The sequence below is a fragment of the Bacillus sp. ChL18 genome (assembly GCF_026241425.1).
In the GTDB taxonomy this organism is placed as follows: Bacteria; Bacillota; Bacilli; order Bacillales; family Bacillaceae; genus Bacillus; species Bacillus velezensis.
In genome coordinates this window covers 1776261-1797572 of sequence record NZ_JAPHWE010000001.1, presented here as the reverse complement: position 1 = coordinate 1797572, position 21312 = coordinate 1776261, and the positions used below count along the sequence as shown (strand labels likewise).

Below are 21312 nucleotides of genomic sequence, written 5' to 3'. Positions count from 1 at the left end.
GTCATGAACCATAAACCGAAAGCACTGCAAAAAGGCGACACGGTCGGTGTGATTGCGCCCGCAAGCCCGCCTGAGAGCGGGACGCTGCAAACCGCGCTGCTGTTTTTAGAGAATGAGCTTGGCCTTCATGTGAAACTCGGCCGGGCGTTGAAGACCCGTCACGGCTATTTGGCGGGAGAAGACCGGGCGCGCCTCGATGATCTCCATGACATGTTTAGTGATCAGAATGTCAAAGCGGTGATATGCGCGTGCGGAGGATTCGGCACGGGCCGCATTGCCGCCGACATCGATTTTGGCTTAATCCGCCGCAATCCGAAAATTTTCTGGGGATACAGCGATATCACGTTTTTACATACCGCCATTCATCAAAATACGGGGCTCGTCACATTTCACGGCCCGATGCTGAGCACGGATGTCGGGCTTGAAGATGCTGATCCCCTGACAAAAGCGTCGTATCAACAGCTTTTTACAGAAACGGAATTCACCTATACGGAGGACATTTCTCCCTTAGAGGTGCTGACAGGCGGAAGGGCCGAGGGAGAGCTTGCGGGCGGCAATTTGTCGCTCATTACGTCCACACTCGGCACGCCGTTTGAAATTGATACGAAAGACAAATTGCTGTTTATCGAGGATATTGATGAGGAGCCGTATCAAATCGACAGAATGCTGAATCAATTAAAGATGGCCGGAAAACTGTCAGACGCAGCCGGAATCCTGGTCTGTGATTTTCACCAATGCGAACCGAAGCATAAAGAAAAGTCGCTTACTTTAGAGCAAGTGCTGAACGATTACATTGTCAAATCAGGGAAGCCCGCGCTCAAAGGCTTTAAAATCGGCCATTGTTCACCGAGCTTCGCCGTTCCGATCGGCGCCCGTGCGGTTATGGATACGGCGGCCAAAGCGGTAACGATTGAATCGGGGGTTTCCGGAAGGGAGTGATCAGGCGTGAGGATTACAGATATTCAAACGGGACGGATGTCCGTGCCGCTGAAAAAGCCGTTTAAGACCGCTTTACGCACGGTTTACAATGCTGAATCGGTCATTGTGAAGCTCACTTTTGACAACGGTCTGACCGGCTGGGGGGAGGCGCCGCCGACGGTTGTCATTACAGGCGACAGCGCGGCCGGTATTGCAAGCGCCGTCCACGATGTGCTGAAGCCCGCTCTCTTGGGGCGGAGCCTTTCCGGCATGGAAGCTGTTTTGTATGATACCAGCCGGCTTTTGGAAAGAAATCAAAGCGCAAAAGCCGCGGTGGATATGGCTGTATATGACGGATGGGCGCAAATGCACGGACAGCCGCTTTACCGGCTTCTCGGCGGTTATCGGAATACACTGGAAACAGATTTTACCGTCAGCGTCAATTCTCCTGAGGAGATGGCGGGGGATGCAGACCGTTATGTGAACAAAGGATTTCATATTTTAAAGGTAAAAGTCGGCATAGGTGACATATCGGACGATGTTGCGCGGATTCAGGCGATCAGATCACGTGTCGGCGGAAACGTCAAACTGAGATTGGACGCCAACCAAGGCTGGACGCCGAAAGAAGCCGTGACTGCGATCCGAAAGATGGAAGACGCCGGCCTCGGCATTGAGCTGGTCGAGCAGCCTGTTCATAAAGACGATATCGCCGGGCTGAAGCAGGTCACAGATGCCGTAGACACGCCGATTATGGCGGATGAGAGCGTCTTTACCCCCCGCCAGGCCTTTCACGTGCTGCAGACGAGAAGCGCCGATTTAATCAATATTAAGCTGATGAAAGCGGGCGGCATAAAGCAGGCGGAAACAATCAATGCGATGGCGGAAACGTGCGGCGTGGAGTGTATGGTCGGCAGCATGATTGAGACCAAACTCGGCATCACCGCCGCAGCCCATTTTGCCGCGGGCAAACGGAATGTGACAAGGTTTGATTTTGATGCGCCGCTTATGCTGAAAGATGATTTGATTCAAGGCGGCATTACATACAGCGGCAGTCAGATTACGATTCCCGATGAACCGGGTCTCGGCATTACCGGCGTGTCGATACAAGAGGAGGCGAAAAGATGAGAGCAGCCGTTACAGCGGCGGCAGCCAACGTATGGACGCTGCCGTCATCTCCCCGTTCGGATGATGCGCCGATGCTCGAAAACCCGCCGCAGATCAGAAAATGGTTAGCGTCTATGGGATATGAAGAGCGGCTGCAATTATGCACAGACAACCTTGTCCAAACGCAAGTGCTTTTCGGGGAAGAAGTGATCATTCTCAAAGAGGAAGGGGAATGGGCTTTTGTCGCCGTTCCCGGCCAGCCTTCAAACAAGGATGTGCGCGGATATCCGGGGTGGATGAAAAAAAGCCAGTTTTCAAAAGACGGCTTTCATACATCTTCCCCCGCCGTATGGATTACCAAACCGACCGCTTTTTTATATCACACAAACGGCAAACCGGACTTGGAAGTAAGTTTCTTAACGCGTCTTCCGGCATCAGGACGTGAGAAAGGCTTTTTCCGGGTGGTGACGCCGCTCGGAGAACGGTTCGTAAATGAAGCTGACGCAGACGAGTGCCGGCATACGGAAGGACGGGCGGCCGATGTCATCGAAACGGGCATGATGTTTCTCGGGCTTCCGTATTTATGGGGAGGACTGAGCGGTTTCGGGTTTGACTGTTCCGGGTTTATGTATTCGATATTTAAAGCAAACGGTTATACCCTTCCCCGTGATGCAAAGGACCAAGCAAAAGCCGGGTGCGGTGCGGCGGTAAACGATATCCGGCAGGCCGATCTTTTGTTTTTCGCCTATGAAGAAGGAAAAGGCGCGATCCACCATGTCGGTTTGGCGCTGGGAGACGGCCGAATGCTGCACTCCCCGAAAACGGGAAAAACAATCGAAGTGCTGTCTTTGGAAGGAACCGTCTATGAAACAGAATTATGCACCGTACGCCGCTGTATAAGCGAAAAGGGGGAATAGAAAATGACGGCATCTCCGCTCCTTGAAGTCAGCGGGCTGAAAATGCATTTTGACGCAGGAAGAAAGAAAGCCGTAAAAGCAGTCGACGGTGTCAGCTTTCACATTAAAAGAGGGGAAACATTCGGACTTGTCGGAGAATCGGGATGCGGTAAATCGACGCTCGGAAGGGTTATTCTCCGTCTGTATGACCCGACGGCCGGTTCGGTATCATATGAAGGGACGGATATACACCGTGCCGCGGCAGAACAGCAGTCGGTCTTCTTCCGCAAGCTGCAGATGATTTTCCAAGACCCTTACGCCTCGTTAAATCCGCGCCTGACCGTAAGGGAAATTATTATGGAGCCGATGGAAATTCACAATCTTTACAATACAAAAAAAGCCCGTCTGATGATGGCGGATGAACTGCTTGAAGCTGTCGGGCTCCATCCGGATTTCGGCAGCCGGTATCCCCACGAATTCAGCGGCGGACAGAGGCAGAGAATCGGGATTGCCAGAGCGCTCTCTCTGCATCCCGAATTTATCGTGGCGGATGAGCCGATTTCCGCGCTGGATGTGTCGGTACAGGCTCAGGTCGTCAACCTTTTAAAAAGGCTTCAGAAAGAGAAAGGGCTGACATTTTTATTTATCGCCCACGATTTATCAATGGTCAAGCATATCAGCGACCGGATCGGCGTGATGTATTTGGGCCGCATGATGGAAATTACGGAAAGCGCTGCGCTTTACCGGGAACCGCTTCACCCTTATACGAAGGCGCTTTTATCCTCAATCCCGATTCCTGATCCGCTTCTTGAGGACAAGCGTGAACGGATTATTCTGAAAGGGGAGCTGCCGAGCCCCCTTAACCCGCCGAGCGGCTGTGTATTCAGGACGCGGTGTCCTGAAGCGATGGAGCTCTGCGGTAAGATAACGCCTGAGCTTGAAGAAGTGAAGGCGGGGCGTTTTGTCGCCTGCCATTTATACAAAAAAGAAAGCTGACAATATAAAGTCAGCTTTCTTTTTTAATTAAACCTGATGCAGAAATGACACGCAGACCGGATACGGAACCGGAATGTCAGATTGAAGCAGAGTCAATTTGCCTGTTTCCGGATCACGTTCAAACAAAACCAGATTTCCCGTTTCTTCGTTTGACGCGACAAGGAATGTCTCGGAAGGGTCAAACGCGAAATCACGCGGCCAGTTTCCTTCTGTCGGCACCCATTCAATAAGAGACAATTCACCGGAATATTGGTTGATCTTAAAGATGGCGATGCTGTCATGTCCGCGGTTGGCGGCATAAAGAAATCTGCCGTCTTTAGATATGCGGATCGCGCTGCCTTGCGATTTGTCCGTAAAGCCTTCAGGCAAAGCGGAAATGACCTGCAGCTCTCTGAATTCACCTAAGGTCGGGTTGTATTCAAGCGCGATGACTTCATTACTGATTTCCGTCATGACATAGGCGTATTTTTCCGCCGGATGGAAAACGATGTGGCGCGGCCCTGAACCCGGTGCGAAAGAGTGAGTTTTCACCTCTGTGAGCGAACCGTTTTTCATTTGGTAAGTATACAGTGTATCCGTCCCTAAATCGACGGCTGCAATGTAGTTATGCTCAGGTGTATAGCCTGCGAAATGGGTATGCGGTTTCTCTTGTCTTTCATGAGGACCTGTTCCCGTATGAGCGGCTTCGGCAGCCGGCTCCTGCAGACTTCCGTCCTCATTGACGGGAAAGGCGTGCACTTTTCCGCTGTGGTAATTAGCGGTTAACACATATTCATGTTTATCATCAATGCTGACGTGGCATGGAGACGGGCCTTCAATCAGCTGGTTGTTCACAAAAGTTAATTCCCCGCTGTTCTGATGAATCTGATAGGCTGCGACACCGCCTTTTCCGTCTGCCTTTTCAATGGAATACAGCATGCTGTTATCAGAATTCGGAGTGACGTATGTCGGGTTGCCGAGCTTTGCTGCCAGCTTCGGCCGGCTGAGCCTTTTCGCTTCTGTATCAAGTTCGAAACAATAAATGCCTTCGCTTCCGCCTTTTGTATATGTTCCCGCGTATCCTATGTACTTAGCCATTCGGTTTCCCCCTTTAGAGTCTTGTCTTCTCTATATTAACGTATCTTGAAGGAAACTGCCTTGTAAATGTTTAAGATGTTCTGACAAGCGGCAAGGTGCAGCAGCGGAAGGAACCGCCTGATTTAATAATTTCGGAAAACTCGGTTTCAATGACTGTATAACCTCTTTTTCGGAGCTCGCGGTTCGTATGATGGTGCTGCGGCAGGCTGATAATTGTCTGATTGCCGATTGACAGGATATTCGGGCCGAGCGTGAATTGCTCTTCTTCAGGCACTTCTATCATCTCAAAACGTTCGGCGAGAAGATCAATTTCTTTCTGCCGCAAGCCATTTTTGCAGTATAGAGCTTCCGTTTCCGAGATCATATTAAATACACAGTCCAAATGTAAAAAATCCTCCTTGAGAGGGATCGGCACAACCGTCATCTCCGGCAGCGCCTCCTGCAGCTCCCGAACAGCCGCTTTATCCGTGCGCTTGCTCAGCCCGGCGTAAACGGTGCCGTCTGCGATCAAGATGTCGCCGCCTTCAATGTTCGCTTTTTTCAGTCGCGTATAAGGGATTTTCTTATTGTCAAGCAGGCCTTGAAACACTGTTTCTTCTCCCTGCCGGACTGAAGCCGCCATGTTTGAAATAAACGCCGTCTCGCCTAATACAAATCCGATATCCCGGGTGAATACCTGCTCAGGCAATGCGGGATCGGCAAGCAGCAGGACGACTTCAATCTGATGAGATCTTAAAATGTCAATAAACTCACTATGCTGTTTGAGGGCAACGGGTATGTTAATATTTTCTTGTTTGAAATGTTTCTGCGTTCCGTTAATAATATCCTTGATGGCCATGTGTTCCGGCCGGCATAAGATGACTGTCTGCAAAGCATCAAATTCACTGCGGCAAGCCGGTTTCCGCGTGGATTTGGGAATGGATACGTCCATGTGATATCCTCCTATCGGTATTCAATGTGCGTTTATTATTCCCGGATGTGGTGAATAATGAAACATTTCTGAGAGAATATCTAACCAACTTAATATTTAAAATTTTAGACAAAACGATCAAAGTATTGTTTAATAGGGTACAGATGAATGAGTCAAAACGACCAGACACCAAAGGGGAGTTTAAATAATATGAAGTTGCCAGAATCAAGATTTTGCAAAGAAACAAGGGTTGTTAAAACAAGCAGGGTTTTTCCGCTTGATACGAATAATCACAATACGCTGTTTGGAGGAAAGCTGATGAGCTACATTGATGATATCGCTTCAATTTCCGCGGCCCGCCACTGCCGGTGTGAAACAGTCACGGCCTCAATGGATTCTGTAGATTTTTTGCGCCCCATCGGCCAACAGGATTCCGTATGCCTTGAATCTTACGTCACATGGGTCGGCACATCGTCTATGGAGGTGTTTGTCAAAGTCATTAAAGAACATCTGATGACGGGCGAACGCGAGCTTGCGGCAACGTCGTTTCTGACCTTTGTCGCGCTTGATTCAAACGGGAAATCGGTACCCGTTCCGCGGATCGTGCCGGAAACCGAGGAAGAAGTCATGCTTCACAATACGGCCGTTCAGCGCGCCGGAGAACGAAAAAACCGCTTAAAACACAGCAAGGCCCTGGCCGAGGCGCTCGGAACAGATAAACCTTGGTAATCGTCAAACCGCTTTTTTAAAAAGCGGTTTTTTTATGCTGAGAAAGGACTTTTCCTGCCGGATCCATAATCTATTACAGGGAAAGGAGACGTGGCGTGCATGATGAAACATAAGTCTTCCGGCACCATCCTGACAACCGGGCGTATCCGTCTGCGGACTATGCGGGATGACGATGAAGAAAATTTGTACGGGCTGTTTACCGACAGAGAGGTCATGAAATATTATCCTTCTCTTAAAAGCAGACGGGAAACGAAGGAGTGGATTGCCTGGAACAAACGATTGGCCAAAGGATACGGCGTCAGTCTTTGGATCGCAGAGGATAAAGAGACGGGCGCATTTCTCGGTCAATGCGGAATCGTTCCGCAGACGGTAAACGGAAACACTTTGATGGAAATCGGCTATATGTTTGCCCGCCGCCGCTGGGGCTGCGGCTATGCGACAGAGGCGGCGAACGCCTGTCTGGACTACGGTTTTCACACGCAGCAATACGGACGCATAGCGGCGCTGATTGATCCGGAAAACGCTGCCTCCGTCCGCGTCGCGGAAAAAATCGGTATGGTGCCCGGTGAGACCGTTACCAAATGGGAGAGGCAGCTGACGGTTTTTGACATCACATCTGACGTTGAACGTTTCGGCGAAATGTAGTATGATACGAACAGACTGTTTTCTAGGGTTCCGCATGTTCATACATGGCCTGGTCCGAGAGAAAACACATATGCGGACATATCCCGCATATGCGCACGGAGGGAAAAAAGCCCGGGAGAGTCAATCTCATGAGAGACGACTATCCGGGCTTTTTGTATTGTCCGGAAACAGAAAGGATGAAGAACATGAAATGGGGTTTAGTGGTCATAGCGGCCGTATTTGAAGTGGTATGGGTCACCGGCCTGAAACATGCTGATTCGGCACTGGCGTGGAGCGGCACGATTACGGGAATCATCATCAGTTTTTATCTATTAATCAAGGCGACAGACAGCCTGCCCGTAGGAACGGTATATGCGGTCTTTACCGGACTCGGGACAGCGGGCACCGTGCTCAGTGAAATCCTGCTTTTCAAAGAGCAGGCCGATCCGGTGAAAATCGTGCTGATCGGCGTTTTGCTGATCGGTGTCATCGGGTTAAAGCTGGTCACACAGGATAAGCCTGAGACGAAGGAGGAGAAGGCGTAATGCATTGGATCAGCCTGATAGCCGCGGGTCTTTGTGAAATGCTCGGGGTGATTTTAATGAATCAATTTCAAAAAGAAAAGAAAGTCAAATGGATTCTCTTCATTATCGCCGGATTTGCGGCTTCTTTTTCCCTGCTTTCTTATGCGATGGAGACGATCGCGATGGGCACGGCCTATGCGATCTGGACCGGTATCGGCACAGCGGGCGGCGCACTAGCCGGCATTCTTTTCTACGGCGAGCAGAAGGATGCGAAGCGCATCTTTTTCATTGCGCTTATTTTATGCGCTGCCGTAGGGCTGAAAATTCTTTCGTAAATTGATTTTTATCAAATCTTCAGTATAATCTATTAGTAAGTTACGAATTATGAAGATACGAGGGATTAAAACAGATGAATTCATATATGACACAGCGGCTGAAAGAATACCGCCGCGGGAATGAGGAAAAAGGGCGCCTGCTTGTCAGCTGCCCTGACCAGCCGGGAATTGTATCGGCTGTGTCCGCGTTTTTGTTTGAACATGGCGCGAATATTATTGAATCAAATCAATATACGACTGACCCTGAAGGCGGACGGTTTTTTCTTAGGATCGAATTCGACTGCAAGGGCATTCGTGAGAAAAAAGAGGACTTACAGCAGGCGTTCGCCTCAATCGCCCAGACATTCGGCATGACATGGAGCCTGTCTCTGGCAAGTGAGCTGAAGCGAGTGGCGATCTTTGTATCGAAGGAGCTGCACTGCCTTCATGAACTGATTTGGGAATGGCAAAGCGGCAATATGATGGCCGAAATTGCGGTCGTTATCAGCAACCACGAAGAGGCCAAAGAAGTGGTCGAACCGCTGAATATTCCGTTCCATTACATGAAAGCTAACAAAGACATCCGCGCCGAAGTGGAGCGGCGCCAGCTTGAGCTGCTGGAGCGGTATAAGATTGATGTGATCGTTCTTGCCCGCTACATGCAGATTTTGACGTCTGATTTTGTATCTGCCCATCCGAATCGGATTATTAACATCCACCATTCATTTCTGCCGGCCTTTATCGGCGCTAATCCGTATAAACGGGCTTATGAGCGCGGAGTGAAATTAATCGGCGCGACCTCTCACTATGTGACGGACGATCTTGACGAAGGGCCGATTATTGAACAGGATATTGAACGCGTCGATCACAGAGATCACGCAGAGGATCTGAAGAATATCGGCAGAACGATTGAGCGGAGCGTGTTGGCAAGAGCCGTAAAATGGCATCTGGAAGACCGCGTGATCGTTCACGGAAACAAAACGATCGTATTTAATTAATGACGGTCCGCCGGGGAGGCGGACTGTTTTTTATGGATGAAAATGTCTTGACAAGAACCTGTTTTCTTTGCATAATATAAAAAAATCATTGAGCGTTGAAGAGGATCAGTACGCAGAACTTTCTGTGACAGAGAGCAAAATGGCCCGCTGAAACATTTTGCCGCATGAAACCTGCCGAACCTGCCTTGGAGTCCTGAGGGGAAAACTCAGGCGCGATAACCTGGCGTTACAGGAAAGCGGGACGCGTGAAAAACGCGTTCAAACAAGGTGGTACCACGGAAAGCCCATTTCGTCCTTATTTTTCAGGACGGAATGGGCTTTTTTTATTGACGAGAGCCGGTTTGGATTGATTGCCACGGAGGAGAAACGATGAAAAAACAAAGAATTGTTGTGAAAATCGGGAGCAGCTCGCTCACCAACAGTAACGGAAGTATTGATGAAGCAAAAATCAAGGAACATACGGAAGCCATTTCTTTATTAAAAGAAAACGGGCATGAAGTGATCCTCATTACCTCAGGCGCGGTGGCAGCGGGTTTTTCCGCTCTCGGCTATCCGTCGCGACCCGTTACGATAAAAGGAAAGCAGGCAGCTGCCGCAGTCGGCCAGACGCTTTTAATGCAGCAATATATGGACCATTTAAAAAGATACGGTCTGACGCCGGCACAAATTTTATTAACAAGAAATGATTTCTCAAAAAGAGAGCGGTACAGAAATGCCTATGCTACTGTAATGGAACTGTTGGAGCGCGGCGTCGTGCCGATTATTAATGAGAATGATTCCACATCAGTTGAAGAGCTGACGTTCGGTGATAACGACATGCTGTCGGCGCTTGTAAGCGGTTTGATTCATGCAGACCAATTAATGATTCTCACAGACATTAACGGGCTGTACGATGCCAATCCGAATGAAAACCCGGACGCAAAGCGGTTCGACTATCTGAATGACATCACACCTGAATTGCTCGGATATGCCGGATCAGCAGGCTCAAAGGTCGGCACCGGAGGCATGAAGTCAAAACTTCTCGCCGCCCAGACCGCATTGTCGCTCGGGGTGAAGGTATTTATCGGAACCGGCTCCGGACGGGAAAAACTGATGGGAATTTTAGACGGAAAAGGCGACGGCACATATATCGGCGATAAAGACCTATCCTCAGTGAATAATACACGGCAATGGATCATGTTTCATTCTCCGATATCAGGGGAAATCATCATTGATGGGGGAGCGGAGCAGGCGATGATCCATAACGGGTCAAGTCTCCTCCCGGCCGGCGTCGCCGATGTCTGCGGCAGTTTTCCGAAAGGGGCCGTAGTGGAAGTCAGAGGACCCGGGGGCATTATCGGCAAAGGGCAGACGCAGTACTCATCCGATGAAATTTTAGAAGCCAAAGGGAAGCGGAGCGACCAGCTTTCAGGAACGAAGCAGGTGGAAGTGATTCACAGAGATGATTGGGTGAATTTATTTGACGAGGGGGAACACAAATGAGTGAAGTATTGCAAAAGGCGGCTTTGGCAAAAGAAGCGGCTGCCGAAATGGTCATGAAAACGACGGCTGAAAAAAACGAAGCGCTCCAATGTATTGCAGACGGACTCAGAAATGAACGCCGGCTGATTTTAACAGAGAATCAGAAAGATATTGAAGCGGGACGGAACAGAGGACTGACACCTGACATTATTGACAGGCTGACTCTTGATGAAAAACGCCTGCTCGATATCGCGGACGCCGTGGAACTGTTAATCGGTCTTGAAGACCCCGTCGGTGAGTCGCTGGAGACCATTCAAAAAGAGAATGGATTATCCATTGAAAAAATCCGCGTGCCCCTCGGAGTAGTGGGCATGATCTATGAGGCCAGACCGAACGTTACCGTAGACGCGGCCACACTCTGCCTGAAAACCGGAAACGCGGTTGTGCTCAGAGGAAGTTCTTCCGCCATCCACAGCAACATAGCGCTTGTCAGTGTGATGAAACGCGCACTTGGGCTGTCAAAGCTTCCGATTGATGCCGTTCAGCTCATAGAAGATACAAGCAAAGAAACCGCCAAACAGCTCTTTACATTAAATGACGGGCTGGATGTATTGATCCCGCGCGGCGGTAAAAATTTAATTGATCTTGTGGTCAGGGAATCAACCGTACCCGTTTTAGAAACCGGAGCGGGCAATTGCCACGTGTACATAGATGAGTCAGCAGATCCTCAAATGGCAAGCGAGGTCGTCATCAATGCGAAAACACAGCGTCCTTCGGTCTGCAACGCGATTGAATCTCTTTTGATTCATGAAAAATGGGCGGAAGAACACGGGCGAAAGCTGCTGAATCAGCTGACAGAAAAAGGGGTGGAGCTCCGAGGAGACCAGGTGATTTGCAGATTGGATCCTCAAGCGAAACAAGCAGAAGAAGCCGATTGGGGAGCGGAGTACCTGGCGCCGATTCTCAGTGTGAAAACGGTGCAGGACGTACAGGAGGCGGTCCGCCACATTCAGCAGTACGGCACAAACCATTCAGAAGCTATTCTGACGGAGAACGCCGAGCATGCGGCTTACTTCCAGACCGCCGTTGACGCCGCCGCCGTGTATCATAATGCTTCAACCCGGTTTACGGACGGCTTTGAATTCGGATACGGAGCGGAAATCGGCATCAGCACGCAAAAGCTTCACGCGAGAGGGCCGATGGGGCTTCCGGCGTTAACATCTACAAAAATCATCATTAAAGGAAACGGGCAAATCCGCGTATAATCTTTTAAGCTTATCCTTCAAAAAGGGTAGGCTTTTTTTATGCGGAAAGATTGACGCCCTCTATTGTATTGTGTAATATTAAATTGTACACAATATAATAGAGGTGAATTTACATGACAAAACCATTATTTACTGCAACCGTATCAGCCGCCGGCGGACGTGAAGGGAAAGTCACGTCTTCTGACGGAGTGCTGAATCTTGATGTTGCCATGCCGGGAACGCCAAGAGCAAAAAAGCTCGAGCATGCTACAAACCCTGAACAGCTGTTTGCCGCAGGATATTCAGCCTGCTTTGACAGCGCTCTTCAGCTCGTAGCAAGAAAAGAGCGTCTGAGTATTGAAACAGAGGTCACTGCGCATGTCAGTCTGCTGAAAGATGAAGCAGACCAAGGATATAAACTAGGCGTTACGCTTGAGGTCAAAGCATCCGGCATTGATAAACAGGAGCTTGAAGCCCTTATCCAAAAAGCGCACGGTGTCTGTCCGTATTCAAAAGCGACAGCGGGAAATATTGAAGTGAAGCTTCTGGCAGCAGAATAAAAATAAGGATGCCCATTCGGGGCATCCTTATTTTTTGCCGTGCAACGTATTCAAAACCTCATAAAGCGCCTGCTTTAACTGCTTTAATTCCTCTTTTGACTGTCCCGTCTGTTCCAGCATGGCAATGGGAATATCCGCCGCTGTTTTCTGCAAGGCCCGTCCTTCATCTGTGAGCCTGATCGTCACGGATCGCTCGTCTTCAGCCGATCGCTTTCTCATGATGATTCCGTGCTGCTCCATCCGTTTCAGCATCGGTGTCAGCGTTCCGGAATCCAGGTACAAAAGCTCACCCATCCGTTTCACATTCAGTTCTTCGTGCTCCCATAATAAAAGAAGCGCCAAATACTGGGGATAAGTTACGTTGAGCTTATCAAGCAGCGGTTTGTACCGTTTCGTCATTTCCCTTGAGCTTGCGTACAGCAAAAAACAAAGCTGATTCTCCAGTTTCATATGTTCAAAATCTTTTTCTGCCATTACTTCTTTCACCAACTCTTTGTTTGTTAACGTTACCCCTATTGTAGCTGAAAAACGGCCCATTTCCTATTCCTCATGTTTAAAAATATGAGCAGGGGCAATATATACAGTAAGTACAATGAGGAGGCTGATAATAATGGCATTATTTACTTCAAAAGCGACCGCAGTCGGCGGACGGGCAGGACATATTAAATCCGAAGACGGGGTGCTGGATTTTGACATCGTCATGCCGAATGCAAAAAAAGACGGAGAAACCGGCACAAACCCTGAACAGCTCTTTGCGGCAGGATATGCTGCCTGCTTCGGGGGAGCGCTTGAGCTCGCCGCCCAAAAACAAAAAATCGACATGACCTCTGAAATTGAAGGACAGGTCAGCCTTTTAAAAGATGAGAGTGACGGAGGTTACAAAATCGGCGTAACGCTCGTCATTGATACAAAAGATCTTGACAAAGAAACGGCGGAGAAGCTTGTGCAGGCTGCTCACGAGTTCTGTCCGTATTCAAAAGCAACAAGAGGAAATGTAGACGTCAAACTTGAATTAAAATAAATCAACGAACGAATATCCCGGATTTTATATCCGGGATATTTTATTAACGAAAACATCAGTAATGATCTCTTCTCTCCCGGAATAAGAATACGATATAGCACTTTTGCATAATGACACCAAGAGAAAAGAGGGAGATATCGATGTCTCTTCCAAACATACCGAACATCACCCCCGACATTACACTCTCCAGATGTGAGACCCTGAACCTCCTTCTTTCATCCGTGGCTATGGAAGAAATCGGACTATCCCATATTCTGCAGGCGGAAGCGGAAAGGATTCAAATGTTTCTCGGCGCTTCCGGCAATCCCTCCTTGGAGGAATTGTCATCAATCAATAGAAGCACCGAACGGCTCCTGCGCACCGTCATGAAATCACAACTCCTTTTGCAGACGAAACTTGAGGACATTATCTTCTTACAGGATTCTGAAGCCTGTATGGACCCGGACGACCCAAGCAATCCGAGTAATCCGGGCGATCCTGATGACCCGTGGAATTCGGACGACCCAAGTAATCCGAGTGATCCGGGCGATTCTGATGACTCGTGGAATCCGGACGACCCAAGTAATCCGAGTGATCCGGGCGATCCTGATGACCCGTGGAATCCAGACGATCCCAGTGATCCGGAAGATTCGTGTGACGGCCTGTTTTACGGCCGCATTGGCTGCTGTGAGTGCGGGGATTGTGAGGACTGCGGTTGGAAGAAAAAAGGCGGGGAGCGTTCATAAAAAAGAGACGGGTGAAGCATATGCCGTATCCAAGCATTTCAAAAGCGAAACAGGCATCTTTTGAAGCCATGCATTGTCTCACGATTGCGCTGTTACATATATTATCTGTGACCGTGGATAAAAGAAGGGGTTCAGATTACAAAGAAGAAATCAGGCTGTTCTCCGCATTGTGCCGCTGGCAGATGGAAACAGGCGGCCGTCTGTTTTTAATGATCAGCCTGGAAGAAGAGCAGAAGCAGATGTATGAGCGGCACTTTCTTGAAATGAAGACAGTGACGGAACGAACGAAAAAATTCATTTTTGAAAGCCCGCGCGAATTCCGGGCGCATCCCATTACGAAGCGGGCTGTCAGGCAGCTTCAGGAATGGGATGCGGAAACTGCCGAACCTGCCGTCAGATGGGTGCGGCCTGTCGTCATAACGATGAACGGCACTCCTGAACGGCCTTGGTTCAATCAACAACTCCAAAATCGGGAAAGGTGAGAAAATGAGCGGAAATGCTGAATGTAAACTGACTCTTTGCATGATTGTGAAAAACGAGGAGAGATACATCTCCCGTTGTTTATCAAGTGTACAAGATATCGCTGATGAGATCGTCATCGCAGACACCGGATCACAAGATAATACAAAAGATATATGCAAAAGCTTTCAGGCAAGAGTATTTGATTTCGAATGGGAGAATGATTTCGCAAAGGCCAGAAATTACGCCCTGCAGCATGCCGAAGGAGATTGGATTTTAGTGCTTGACGCGGATGAAGAGCTCGATCAGGAGACGGGCCGCTTTTTAACTTCGCTGCTTCATGACGGATTACCGAGCCGGGGTCTTTTGAAAATCATCAATTATACGGGGAAGCAGCTCGATGAAAACGAAGCGTTTGAAAGCATGCAGCCGAGACTGTTCCGCAATCATAAAGGCCTTCTGTATCAGGGCAGAATTCACGAGAATATCTCGGCTTCCAATGAGGAAGAAAACAATGCTTTTTTCACGCTCCCATGTGTGATTCATCACTACGGCTACTTGGAGCAGGAAGAAAAGATCAAGCAAAAACATAAACGGAATATCAGCATTTTAAATGAAGAGCTTTCAGAGGAAAATCCTGATCCGTGGCTTGTCTATCATTTGGCAAGTGAATGCTACAGAATAAAAGACTATGAAAAAGCATTACATCTTGTCAACGGCTCAATTTTTCAATTTTTAAGCGAAAAACGAATGCCTCCGTCTCTCCTGTATTATTTGAAATATACAATATTGCTTGAGCTCAAACGGTATGAAGAAGCCGAACAAGGGATTGAAAAAGTGCTCAAGCTATATCCTGATTACAGCAATCTTCATTATTATAAAGGCCTTGTATTATATCATTTGGAAAAGTACAGAGCGGCAATCAAAGCATTTGAAAACGGAACGCAGGTTGAAGGAGAAAACGCTGATCACTTCATTTTAAAAGGTGCCGCCGATTTCAGAGCTTTTTATTATATGGCCAAATGTCATGCTGCATTAAACCATGATATGACGGCCATCGCTTACGCCAAAAAATCGGTGAAGTTCAATCCTCAATTTAAACCCGCACAAGAGCTTCTGTCTCAATTAAAAAAGGATCAGCGGACAAACGCCTGATCCTTTTTTTGCATGTTCCATTAAGATAATCGAATAATGTTTAAAGCTGCACCGACGCTTCCTCCAAGCAATGTGGCCGCACCCAATAATCCGAACAGCTGAAGCTGGATGGTGCTGCCTGCTGGCAAAGTCACAATAAAGGAGTTATTAAAGTTTGCCAAAGACGCGACCGGGGCGATAATCGAACTTGCAGGAGGAGTGCCGTTGATTAAAATACGCGAACTTACAAGCAGGCCGGCCGTTAAATTAATATGGTAGGAGATATAGTACCGTCCCGCCGGAGCAACGGTAAATATGGTATTTGCGGCGTTAGCCGTAATATCTGCCGAAAGGTTTTGTTCATTCGGTAAGGGAATGGTCGTGCCGCCGGCAATGACTGCGACAACACCGCCGCCCGTATTGCTCGCATAGCCGGAAGTTGCTGTCAGACTTGTTCCGGTGATCCCGGTCGGTCCGATGCCGCCAGTAGCGCCGGTGATTCCGGTCGGTCCGGTACCGCCAGTAGCGCCGGTGATTCCAGTCGGCCCGGTACCGCCAGTAGTGCCGGTGCTTCCCGCCGCAGCTAAAAGTGTATAGTCAGCTGAGGCTCCAGGGGTTCCCGACGGGCTGTTTACGTTTGCGACGTAAGAGCTGCCGTTATACAAGACAACCTGTCCGGTCGTGTAAGTAGGGGCGATCAGCGGATTAAAAGCAACAATCCCTTGAAGACCCGCACCGGTGACCCCCGTCGGTCCGGTTGGCCCCGTAGCACCAGTCGGTCCCGCCAGTGTAGGGATATTTGAGATACTGTCCAATTTTGAACCGAGAAGAAGCTCCTGTTTCATTAAGCTGTCAAGCGTATCCCGGACGCTCTCATTCAGGTTAAGAATATCAGCAAGACTTGACGGGGGTCCTGTTAATCCGGGAATCGTTCCGAGCGCGTATTGGATTTTTTTCCCTTCCGCATTCAGAATATGTGCCATTCCCAGCTCTTCCATAGCAATTGACGAAAGAAGAAGGTTAATGGTATCGTCTCTGGAAAGTGTAACGACAGGGGTGATATTGGGCAAATTAGGCTGTGACACAATGTCCCTCCTTATGAGTTGGCTGAAAATCATTTTATTACGAACAAAGTTCCCGAAATGAGCGTAAGCAGTACTGTATCATTATATTCAGGGATTCTGTCCAAGTTTCTGAACGAATTCCCTTCATTAATTTCCTCATATATGAAGGAAATACTTTAAATATAGAGAAAATACATCGCACAGCATTCGCAAATCGGTCAAAATGACAGCGGGACATGTGATCGTCTAATTTGCGATGGCTATATATCTTGTGCGTTTCCTGCAAAAACTCTCTTTTTCATTTCAAGTTTTCTGTATACAAGGGCGAGTAGCATGGATGGGATCGTACAAACAATCATTCCGATAAAGGCATACCGGGGTTCAATTTCATATAAAAAACCTCCGAAAATAGTAAATACCGCAGTGCTCCAGCTGAGAGCAAGGGCTGAATATATGCCTTGGGCTTTCGGGATTTGCGCGGGTGAAATATTTTTAATTAAGTATTTCATAAAGGCATAGTGTCCCATCGCGAATGAACAGGCATGCAGCGTCTGCGCAATACAGAAAATGATGACATGCGGAAAGGCAAATACGAGTATCCAGCGTACGGTAGCACCAAGCGCCGCCAGAGCGAGCAAAGAGCCTGCCGTAAATTGATGAAAGTATCGGTCAGCGATTGCAAAGAAGATAATCTCCGCGATAACGGCGATGTTGATGATGATTCCGATGGCATATGCGGGCGCATCGATTTCCTGCAAAAAGAGATAACCGTAATTGTAGTAAGATGCATGTGCCGCCTGCAGTAAGATAACGATTGCGAGCACCAGACCGAAATATTTGATGCGGAATAAGGCAAACATACCCTCTTTTCTTGCGCGGTCTGTTTCCGGCCGTTTTGAAAGAACAGCTGGCGCATGCATAAAGCTGAGACATGCGAATATCAGGGTGCCCAAAAGCAGTGCCCATAAAATCGCTTGATCTCCGAATATACCTGTAAAGACGGACAGGATGACGCCGGCTGAAACAAAACCCGCGGACCCCCACTGGCGGCTTGTCCCATAAGCCTTTAATTCGTTATGCTGTACAAGGACGCCGCAAGCGCTGTCTAAAGCAGGCATTAAAGCAGGGTAAAACACATGCAGCACTAATGTGACAAGAAGCAGGCTTTGAAAAGAATCAGCGGGAATATAACATAAAAGTGCGAGAAGCGTCCCGATTCTGGCGCCGTTTAATAAGGCTTTGCTGCTGAATTTTCCTGATAAATAAGGGAAGAAAAATAATGTGGAAATCCCTCTTGCCGCCAAGCCCAGGCTCATAATGAAACTGGCTTCGGATACGGAAACCCCTTTTATATGCACCATCCATCCCGTCCAATAGGGCAGAAAAACACCCCATGTCATAAAAAAACTAAAAAAATGCAGACTCATCCAGCGATATGCTTTCATCCCCGTTCCTCCTTTAATTGGCATGTTATCATGTAAGGACATAAAGACAATATGAGATATCTCATATTTTTGGGGTGGACGATGGAAATTTATAAAGGCGAGAAAAAGAAACATCAGTTAGAAAAACACTCAATCGCGCATTTATTCTCTTTCCCCGCTGAAGAGTTTATGGAAGTGCGCGAATATGAGCGGGACGAATGGATTATTCAAGAGGGCAGGAGGCCTGACTTCCTGTTTTACGTGATTGAAGGAAAAGCGAAAATATATGTAACCCATCAAAACGGGAAAGTTTCTTTAATTAATTTTATCAACAAAAATGATTACATCGGAGAGATGGAACTGTTACATGAAGTGTATTACACAAAAGGAATTCAAGCCTCAGCGAAGACTGTTTGTTTTGCTCTGCCTATTTACCGCTGCCGCGCGCAATTGCTGCAGGATGCGAAATTCCTGCGTGAGTTGGCTAAGTTTTTAAGTGCTAAGGCAACGCTTATGGCTTCGAAATATTCACAAAGTCTGGCGTTCCCGCTTGAAAACCGGCTGGCTGATTTTATTTTGCAGACGGCTTATGAAGGGGTTTATAAAGAGAAGCACGTAACGGTCTGTGATTATTTGGGTGTATCTTACCGTCATCTCTTGCATGTGCTGACGCAATTCTGCCAAAAAGGGTATTTGCAAAAAGAAGGGCGGGGCTATCAAATTAAGCAGTATGATTCACTAAGTGAACTTGCGGAGGCGCTGAAGAATAAGTAGCACGCCCAGAAAAAACAGCCACCCGCGATTTGCGGATGGCTGTTTTTTTTATACAAGCTGAGCTTGTTTTTTTCTTGCCTGTTTCGCGGCGTCGACCATATTTTTTAATGCCGCAACGGTTTCTTCCTGCTGTCTTGTTTTCAGTCCGCAGTCCGGGTTTACCCAGAAGCGGTCAGTCGGACACACTTCAAGTGCGTCATCAATAATTTGATAGATTTCTTCAGTTGCCGGCACACGCGGGCTGTGAATGTCGTATACACCGAGTCCGAGGCCTTTCACGTAAGGATGTTCTTTCAAATATTCTAAAAATCCTCCGTGGCTTCGGCTGTGTTCGATTGTAATGACATCCGCGTCAAGATCATTGATCGTATCTACGATATCTTCAAAGTTGCTGTAACACATATGCGTATGAATCTGCGTCTCATTTTGCACAGAAGACGTCGTTAACCGGAATGCTTCTGCGGCCCAAGTTAAATATTCATCCCAATCCTGCGTTTTTAACGGCAGTCCTTCGCGGAGCGCGGGTTCATCCACTTGGATAATCTGAATACCGGCATCTTCAAGCGCTTTTACTTCTTTTCTGAGGGCAAGCCCAATCTGGAAGGCGATTTCTTTTCTTGAAATATCCACACGCGGGAATGACCAGTTTAAGATGGTGACAGGTCCCGTCAGCATGCCTTTCATGTGTTTTTCCGTCAGCGATTGGGCGTAGACCGTATCTTTTACCGTCATCGGTTCGATAAATTCGACATCTCCGAAAATGACAGGCGGACGTACGCAGCGTGAACCGTAAGACTGCACCCATGCATATTTCGTAAAGGCGAATCCGGCCAGTTTTTCACCGAAGTATTCGACCATGTCCGTACGCTCAAATTCTCCGTGAACGAGCACGTCTAAGCCGATTTCTTCCTGAATGTCAACCCAGCGCTTCGTTTCCGCATTAATAAAGGCTTGGTACTGTTCATCCGTCCAATCTTTTTTGCGCCATTTTTGCCGTGCGCTCCGCACCTCGGCAGATTGAGGGAAGCTTCCGATTGTCGTCGTCGGCAGAAGAGGAAGACCGAGTGATTCATTCTGCAGCGCCAATCGTTCTTCAAAGCTTGCCGGACGGGAGAAATCTTTTTCCGTCAGCTGATTCAGCTCTTCTTTTTGAGCTGAGTTCGCTCCTGTTGCGAATGCTTTTAAAGCCTTAAGTGCCGCTTTTGATTCTTCGATCTGCTCACTGACGGCCGCTTTGCCGGACAGAAGCCCTTCTTTTAAGACGCCGAGTTCCGCCAGTTTTTCTTTAGCGTATGACAGGCCGTTCAGCAAATCCTTTTCAAGATGCTCGTCAGGGTGTTTCGCCACCGGCACGTGCAGAAGGCTGCTTGAAGGCTGAATCCATAACTCCTCAACATCAGCGTGGCTGAGGATATCCAAAGCCGCGTCAAGGCGTTCTTCAACATCGATTTTCCAAATGTTCCGGCCGTCGACCACACCGGCTGCCAGTACTTTATCTTTCGGGAAGCCGTGCTTTTTCAGCTGCTCAAGGTTTCTGCCTTTATCATGTACGAAGTCAAGCCCGATTCCCTGTACAGGATAAGAAACGAGTTCTTCATATGCATCAACCGAATCGAAGTATGTCTGCAGGAGGACATTCAGTCCTGAAAGCTCTTTTGTGATCGCCTCATAGAGGTCTTTGGCGGCGCGGACATCTTCAGAAGAAGCTGTCACAAGGGCAGGCTCATCAATCTGAACCCATTTGACGCCTTCTGCTTCAAGCTCTTTCAGCAGCTGCACATAAAGAGGAACAAGGCGCTTTTGAATCGCTTTCGCTTCTGATTCTTCGTATCCTTTCGCAAGTGTGACGAATGTGTACGGACCGACGATGACAGGTTTTGTTTCCGCTCCGAATTCTTCTTTGATCCGGCGGTAGTCGTCAAGCTGTTTGTTTCTCGTCAGACGGAATTCAATGCTTTCGTCATATTCAGGAACGATGTAATGGTAGTTGGTATTGAACCATTTCGTCATTTCACTGGAAACGGCGTCTTTTACACCGCGGGCAATCGCAAAGTATGTATCAACGGGATCCGTGATGCTGCGGAATCTTTCCGGAATCCAGTTAAAGCTGACGGCTGTATCGAGCACATGGTCATAATGGGTGAAATCAGAGACAGGCACGATATCGATATGTTGGTCAAGCTGTGTTTTGACAGCTGATAAGAATAAACCGTCAAGCTCTTTAAGAAACGTTTCTTTATCAGTGTTACCTTTCCAATAAGCCTCAAGCGCTTTTTTCCATTCTCTGTTCAAGCCGATTCTCGGAAAACCGAGGTTCGAAGTTTTGATTGTTGTCATTAAGTTTCCTCCTTTAAGT

The 21312-nt window shown here is 48.2% G+C and carries 23 protein-coding genes and 1 riboswitch; of the genes, 17 read left to right on the top strand and 6 right to left on the bottom strand.

Annotated features, from left to right (window positions below; all coding sequences use genetic code 11):
- Window positions 1-3 precede the first annotated feature (3 nt).
- Genes OQ477_RS08735 through OQ477_RS08720 form a run of 4 tightly spaced genes read left to right on the top strand, consistent with a single transcriptional unit; the run spans window position 4 to window position 3914 of the window.
- Entirely contained in the window at window positions 4-939 is a 936-nt protein-coding gene (locus OQ477_RS08735) for a S66 peptidase family protein (RefSeq protein WP_416346522.1), read from the top strand.
- A gap of 36 nt (window positions 940-975) precedes the next feature.
- Entirely contained in the window at window positions 976-2043 is a 1068-nt protein-coding gene (locus OQ477_RS08730) for a dipeptide epimerase (RefSeq protein ID WP_410570529.1), read from the top strand.
- Entirely contained in the window at window positions 2040-2939 is a 900-nt protein-coding gene (locus OQ477_RS08725; RefSeq protein WP_265972124.1) for a C40 family peptidase, read from the top strand. Before OQ477_RS08730 ends, OQ477_RS08725 begins: the two co-directional genes overlap by 4 nt.
- 3 nt (window positions 2940-2942) lie before the next feature.
- Complete coding sequence (locus tag OQ477_RS08720) at window positions 2943-3914, top strand: ABC transporter ATP-binding protein (protein WP_265972123.1); 972 nt, start codon at window positions 2943-2945, stop codon at window positions 3912-3914.
- A 27-nt stretch (window positions 3915-3941) separates the two neighbouring features.
- On the opposite strand, the gene OQ477_RS08715 is transcribed toward OQ477_RS08720, so the two are convergent.
- Together OQ477_RS08715 and OQ477_RS08710 are read right to left on the bottom strand one after the other, a co-directional pair.
- Window positions 3942-4991, bottom strand: coding sequence for a lactonase family protein (locus tag OQ477_RS08715; RefSeq protein ID WP_265972122.1), 1050 nt, complete (start codon window positions 4989-4991; stop codon window positions 3942-3944).
- 70 nt (window positions 4992-5061) lie between these two features.
- Complete coding sequence (locus tag OQ477_RS08710) at window positions 5062-5922, bottom strand: dimethylarginine dimethylaminohydrolase family protein (protein WP_265972121.1); 861 nt, start codon at window positions 5920-5922, stop codon at window positions 5062-5064.
- 189 nt (window positions 5923-6111) lie between these two features.
- On the opposite strand from OQ477_RS08710, the gene OQ477_RS08705 reads away from it, so the two are divergent.
- The 8 genes from OQ477_RS08705 (at window position 6112) to OQ477_RS08670 (ending at window position 12355) form a co-directional block, all read left to right on the top strand.
- Window positions 6112-6630: an acyl-CoA thioesterase gene (locus OQ477_RS08705; protein WP_021493808.1), complete on the top strand. Its 519-nt coding sequence runs from the start codon at window positions 6112-6114 to the stop codon at window positions 6628-6630.
- Between the two features lie 99 nt (window positions 6631-6729).
- A complete protein-coding gene (locus OQ477_RS08700) occupies window positions 6730-7275 on the top strand; it encodes a GNAT family N-acetyltransferase (RefSeq protein ID WP_021493807.1) in 546 nt (181 codons plus the stop codon).
- An 11-nt stretch (window positions 7276-7286) separates the two neighbouring features.
- A riboswitch (guanidine-I (ykkC/yxkD leader) is annotated at window positions 7287-7395 on the top strand.
- Between the two features lie 65 nt (window positions 7396-7460).
- On the top strand, window positions 7461-7799 hold the full coding sequence (locus tag OQ477_RS08695) for a DMT family transporter (protein WP_007407236.1): 339 nt from the start codon (window positions 7461-7463) through the stop codon (window positions 7797-7799).
- Window positions 7799-8113 (top strand): DMT family transporter, encoded by a 315-nt coding sequence (locus OQ477_RS08690; RefSeq protein ID WP_007407235.1) that lies wholly within the window; start codon window positions 7799-7801, stop codon window positions 8111-8113. Before OQ477_RS08695 ends, OQ477_RS08690 begins: the two co-directional genes overlap by 1 nt.
- A 74-nt stretch (window positions 8114-8187) precedes the next feature.
- A complete protein-coding gene (gene purU / locus OQ477_RS08685; RefSeq protein ID WP_007407234.1) occupies window positions 8188-9090 on the top strand; it encodes a formyltetrahydrofolate deformylase in 903 nt (300 codons plus the stop codon).
- A gap of 369 nt (window positions 9091-9459) precedes the next feature.
- Window positions 9460-10572, top strand: a complete 1113-nt coding sequence (gene proB / locus OQ477_RS08680; RefSeq protein ID WP_007610876.1) for a glutamate 5-kinase — start codon at window positions 9460-9462, stop codon at window positions 10570-10572.
- Window positions 10569-11816 (top strand): glutamate-5-semialdehyde dehydrogenase, encoded by a 1248-nt coding sequence (gene proA / locus OQ477_RS08675; protein ID WP_022553456.1) that lies wholly within the window; start codon window positions 10569-10571, stop codon window positions 11814-11816. Before proB ends, proA begins: the two co-directional genes overlap by 4 nt.
- A 113-nt stretch (window positions 11817-11929) precedes the next feature.
- Entirely contained in the window at window positions 11930-12355 is a 426-nt protein-coding gene (locus tag OQ477_RS08670) for an organic hydroperoxide resistance protein (RefSeq protein ID WP_007610880.1), read from the top strand.
- Between the two features lie 27 nt (window positions 12356-12382).
- Here OQ477_RS08670 and OQ477_RS08665 read toward each other — a convergent pair whose 3' ends face one another.
- Window positions 12383-12892, bottom strand: coding sequence for a MarR family winged helix-turn-helix transcriptional regulator (locus OQ477_RS08665; protein WP_061581973.1), 510 nt, complete (start codon window positions 12890-12892; stop codon window positions 12383-12385).
- A gap of 73 nt (window positions 12893-12965) precedes the next feature.
- On the opposite strand from OQ477_RS08665, the gene OQ477_RS08660 reads away from it, so the two are divergent.
- The 4 genes from OQ477_RS08660 to OQ477_RS08645 all read left to right on the top strand — a co-directional run bounded on the left by OQ477_RS08660 (window position 12966) and on the right by OQ477_RS08645 (window position 15715).
- Window positions 12966-13376: an organic hydroperoxide resistance protein gene (locus OQ477_RS08660; RefSeq protein ID WP_061581974.1), complete on the top strand. Its 411-nt coding sequence runs from the start codon at window positions 12966-12968 to the stop codon at window positions 13374-13376.
- Between the two features lie 140 nt (window positions 13377-13516).
- Window positions 13517-14101: a hypothetical protein gene (locus tag OQ477_RS08655; RefSeq protein ID WP_265972119.1), complete on the top strand. Its 585-nt coding sequence runs from the start codon at window positions 13517-13519 to the stop codon at window positions 14099-14101.
- 20 nt (window positions 14102-14121) lie between these two features.
- On the top strand, window positions 14122-14583 hold the full coding sequence (locus tag OQ477_RS08650; protein ID WP_265972117.1) for a hypothetical protein: 462 nt from the start codon (window positions 14122-14124) through the stop codon (window positions 14581-14583).
- A 4-nt stretch (window positions 14584-14587) separates the two neighbouring features.
- Window positions 14588-15715 (top strand): glycosyltransferase, encoded by a 1128-nt coding sequence (locus tag OQ477_RS08645; RefSeq protein WP_265972115.1) that lies wholly within the window; start codon window positions 14588-14590, stop codon window positions 15713-15715.
- A 20-nt stretch (window positions 15716-15735) separates the two neighbouring features.
- Here OQ477_RS08645 and OQ477_RS08640 read toward each other — a convergent pair whose 3' ends face one another.
- Both OQ477_RS08640 and OQ477_RS08635 read right to left on the bottom strand, forming a co-directional pair.
- A complete protein-coding gene (locus OQ477_RS08640; protein ID WP_265972113.1) occupies window positions 15736-16779 on the bottom strand; it encodes a BclA C-terminal domain-containing protein in 1044 nt (347 codons plus the stop codon).
- A 239-nt stretch (window positions 16780-17018) separates the two neighbouring features.
- Entirely contained in the window at window positions 17019-18203 is a 1185-nt protein-coding gene (locus OQ477_RS08635; RefSeq protein ID WP_061581978.1) for an MFS transporter, read from the bottom strand.
- Between the two features lie 81 nt (window positions 18204-18284).
- Between OQ477_RS08635 and yeiL the strand changes: the two genes are divergently transcribed.
- Window positions 18285-18956 carry a transcriptional regulator YeiL gene (yeiL, locus tag OQ477_RS08630; RefSeq protein WP_265972111.1) on the top strand — a complete coding sequence of 224 codons (672 nt, stop codon included), beginning with the start codon at window positions 18285-18287 and terminating at the stop codon, window positions 18954-18956.
- Window positions 18957-19004: 48 nt separating this feature from the next.
- Here yeiL and metE read toward each other — a convergent pair whose 3' ends face one another.
- Window positions 19005-21293: a 5-methyltetrahydropteroyltriglutamate--homocysteine S-methyltransferase gene (gene metE, locus OQ477_RS08625; protein WP_003154751.1), complete on the bottom strand. Its 2289-nt coding sequence runs from the start codon at window positions 21291-21293 to the stop codon at window positions 19005-19007.
- Window positions 21294-21312 lie beyond the last annotated feature (19 nt).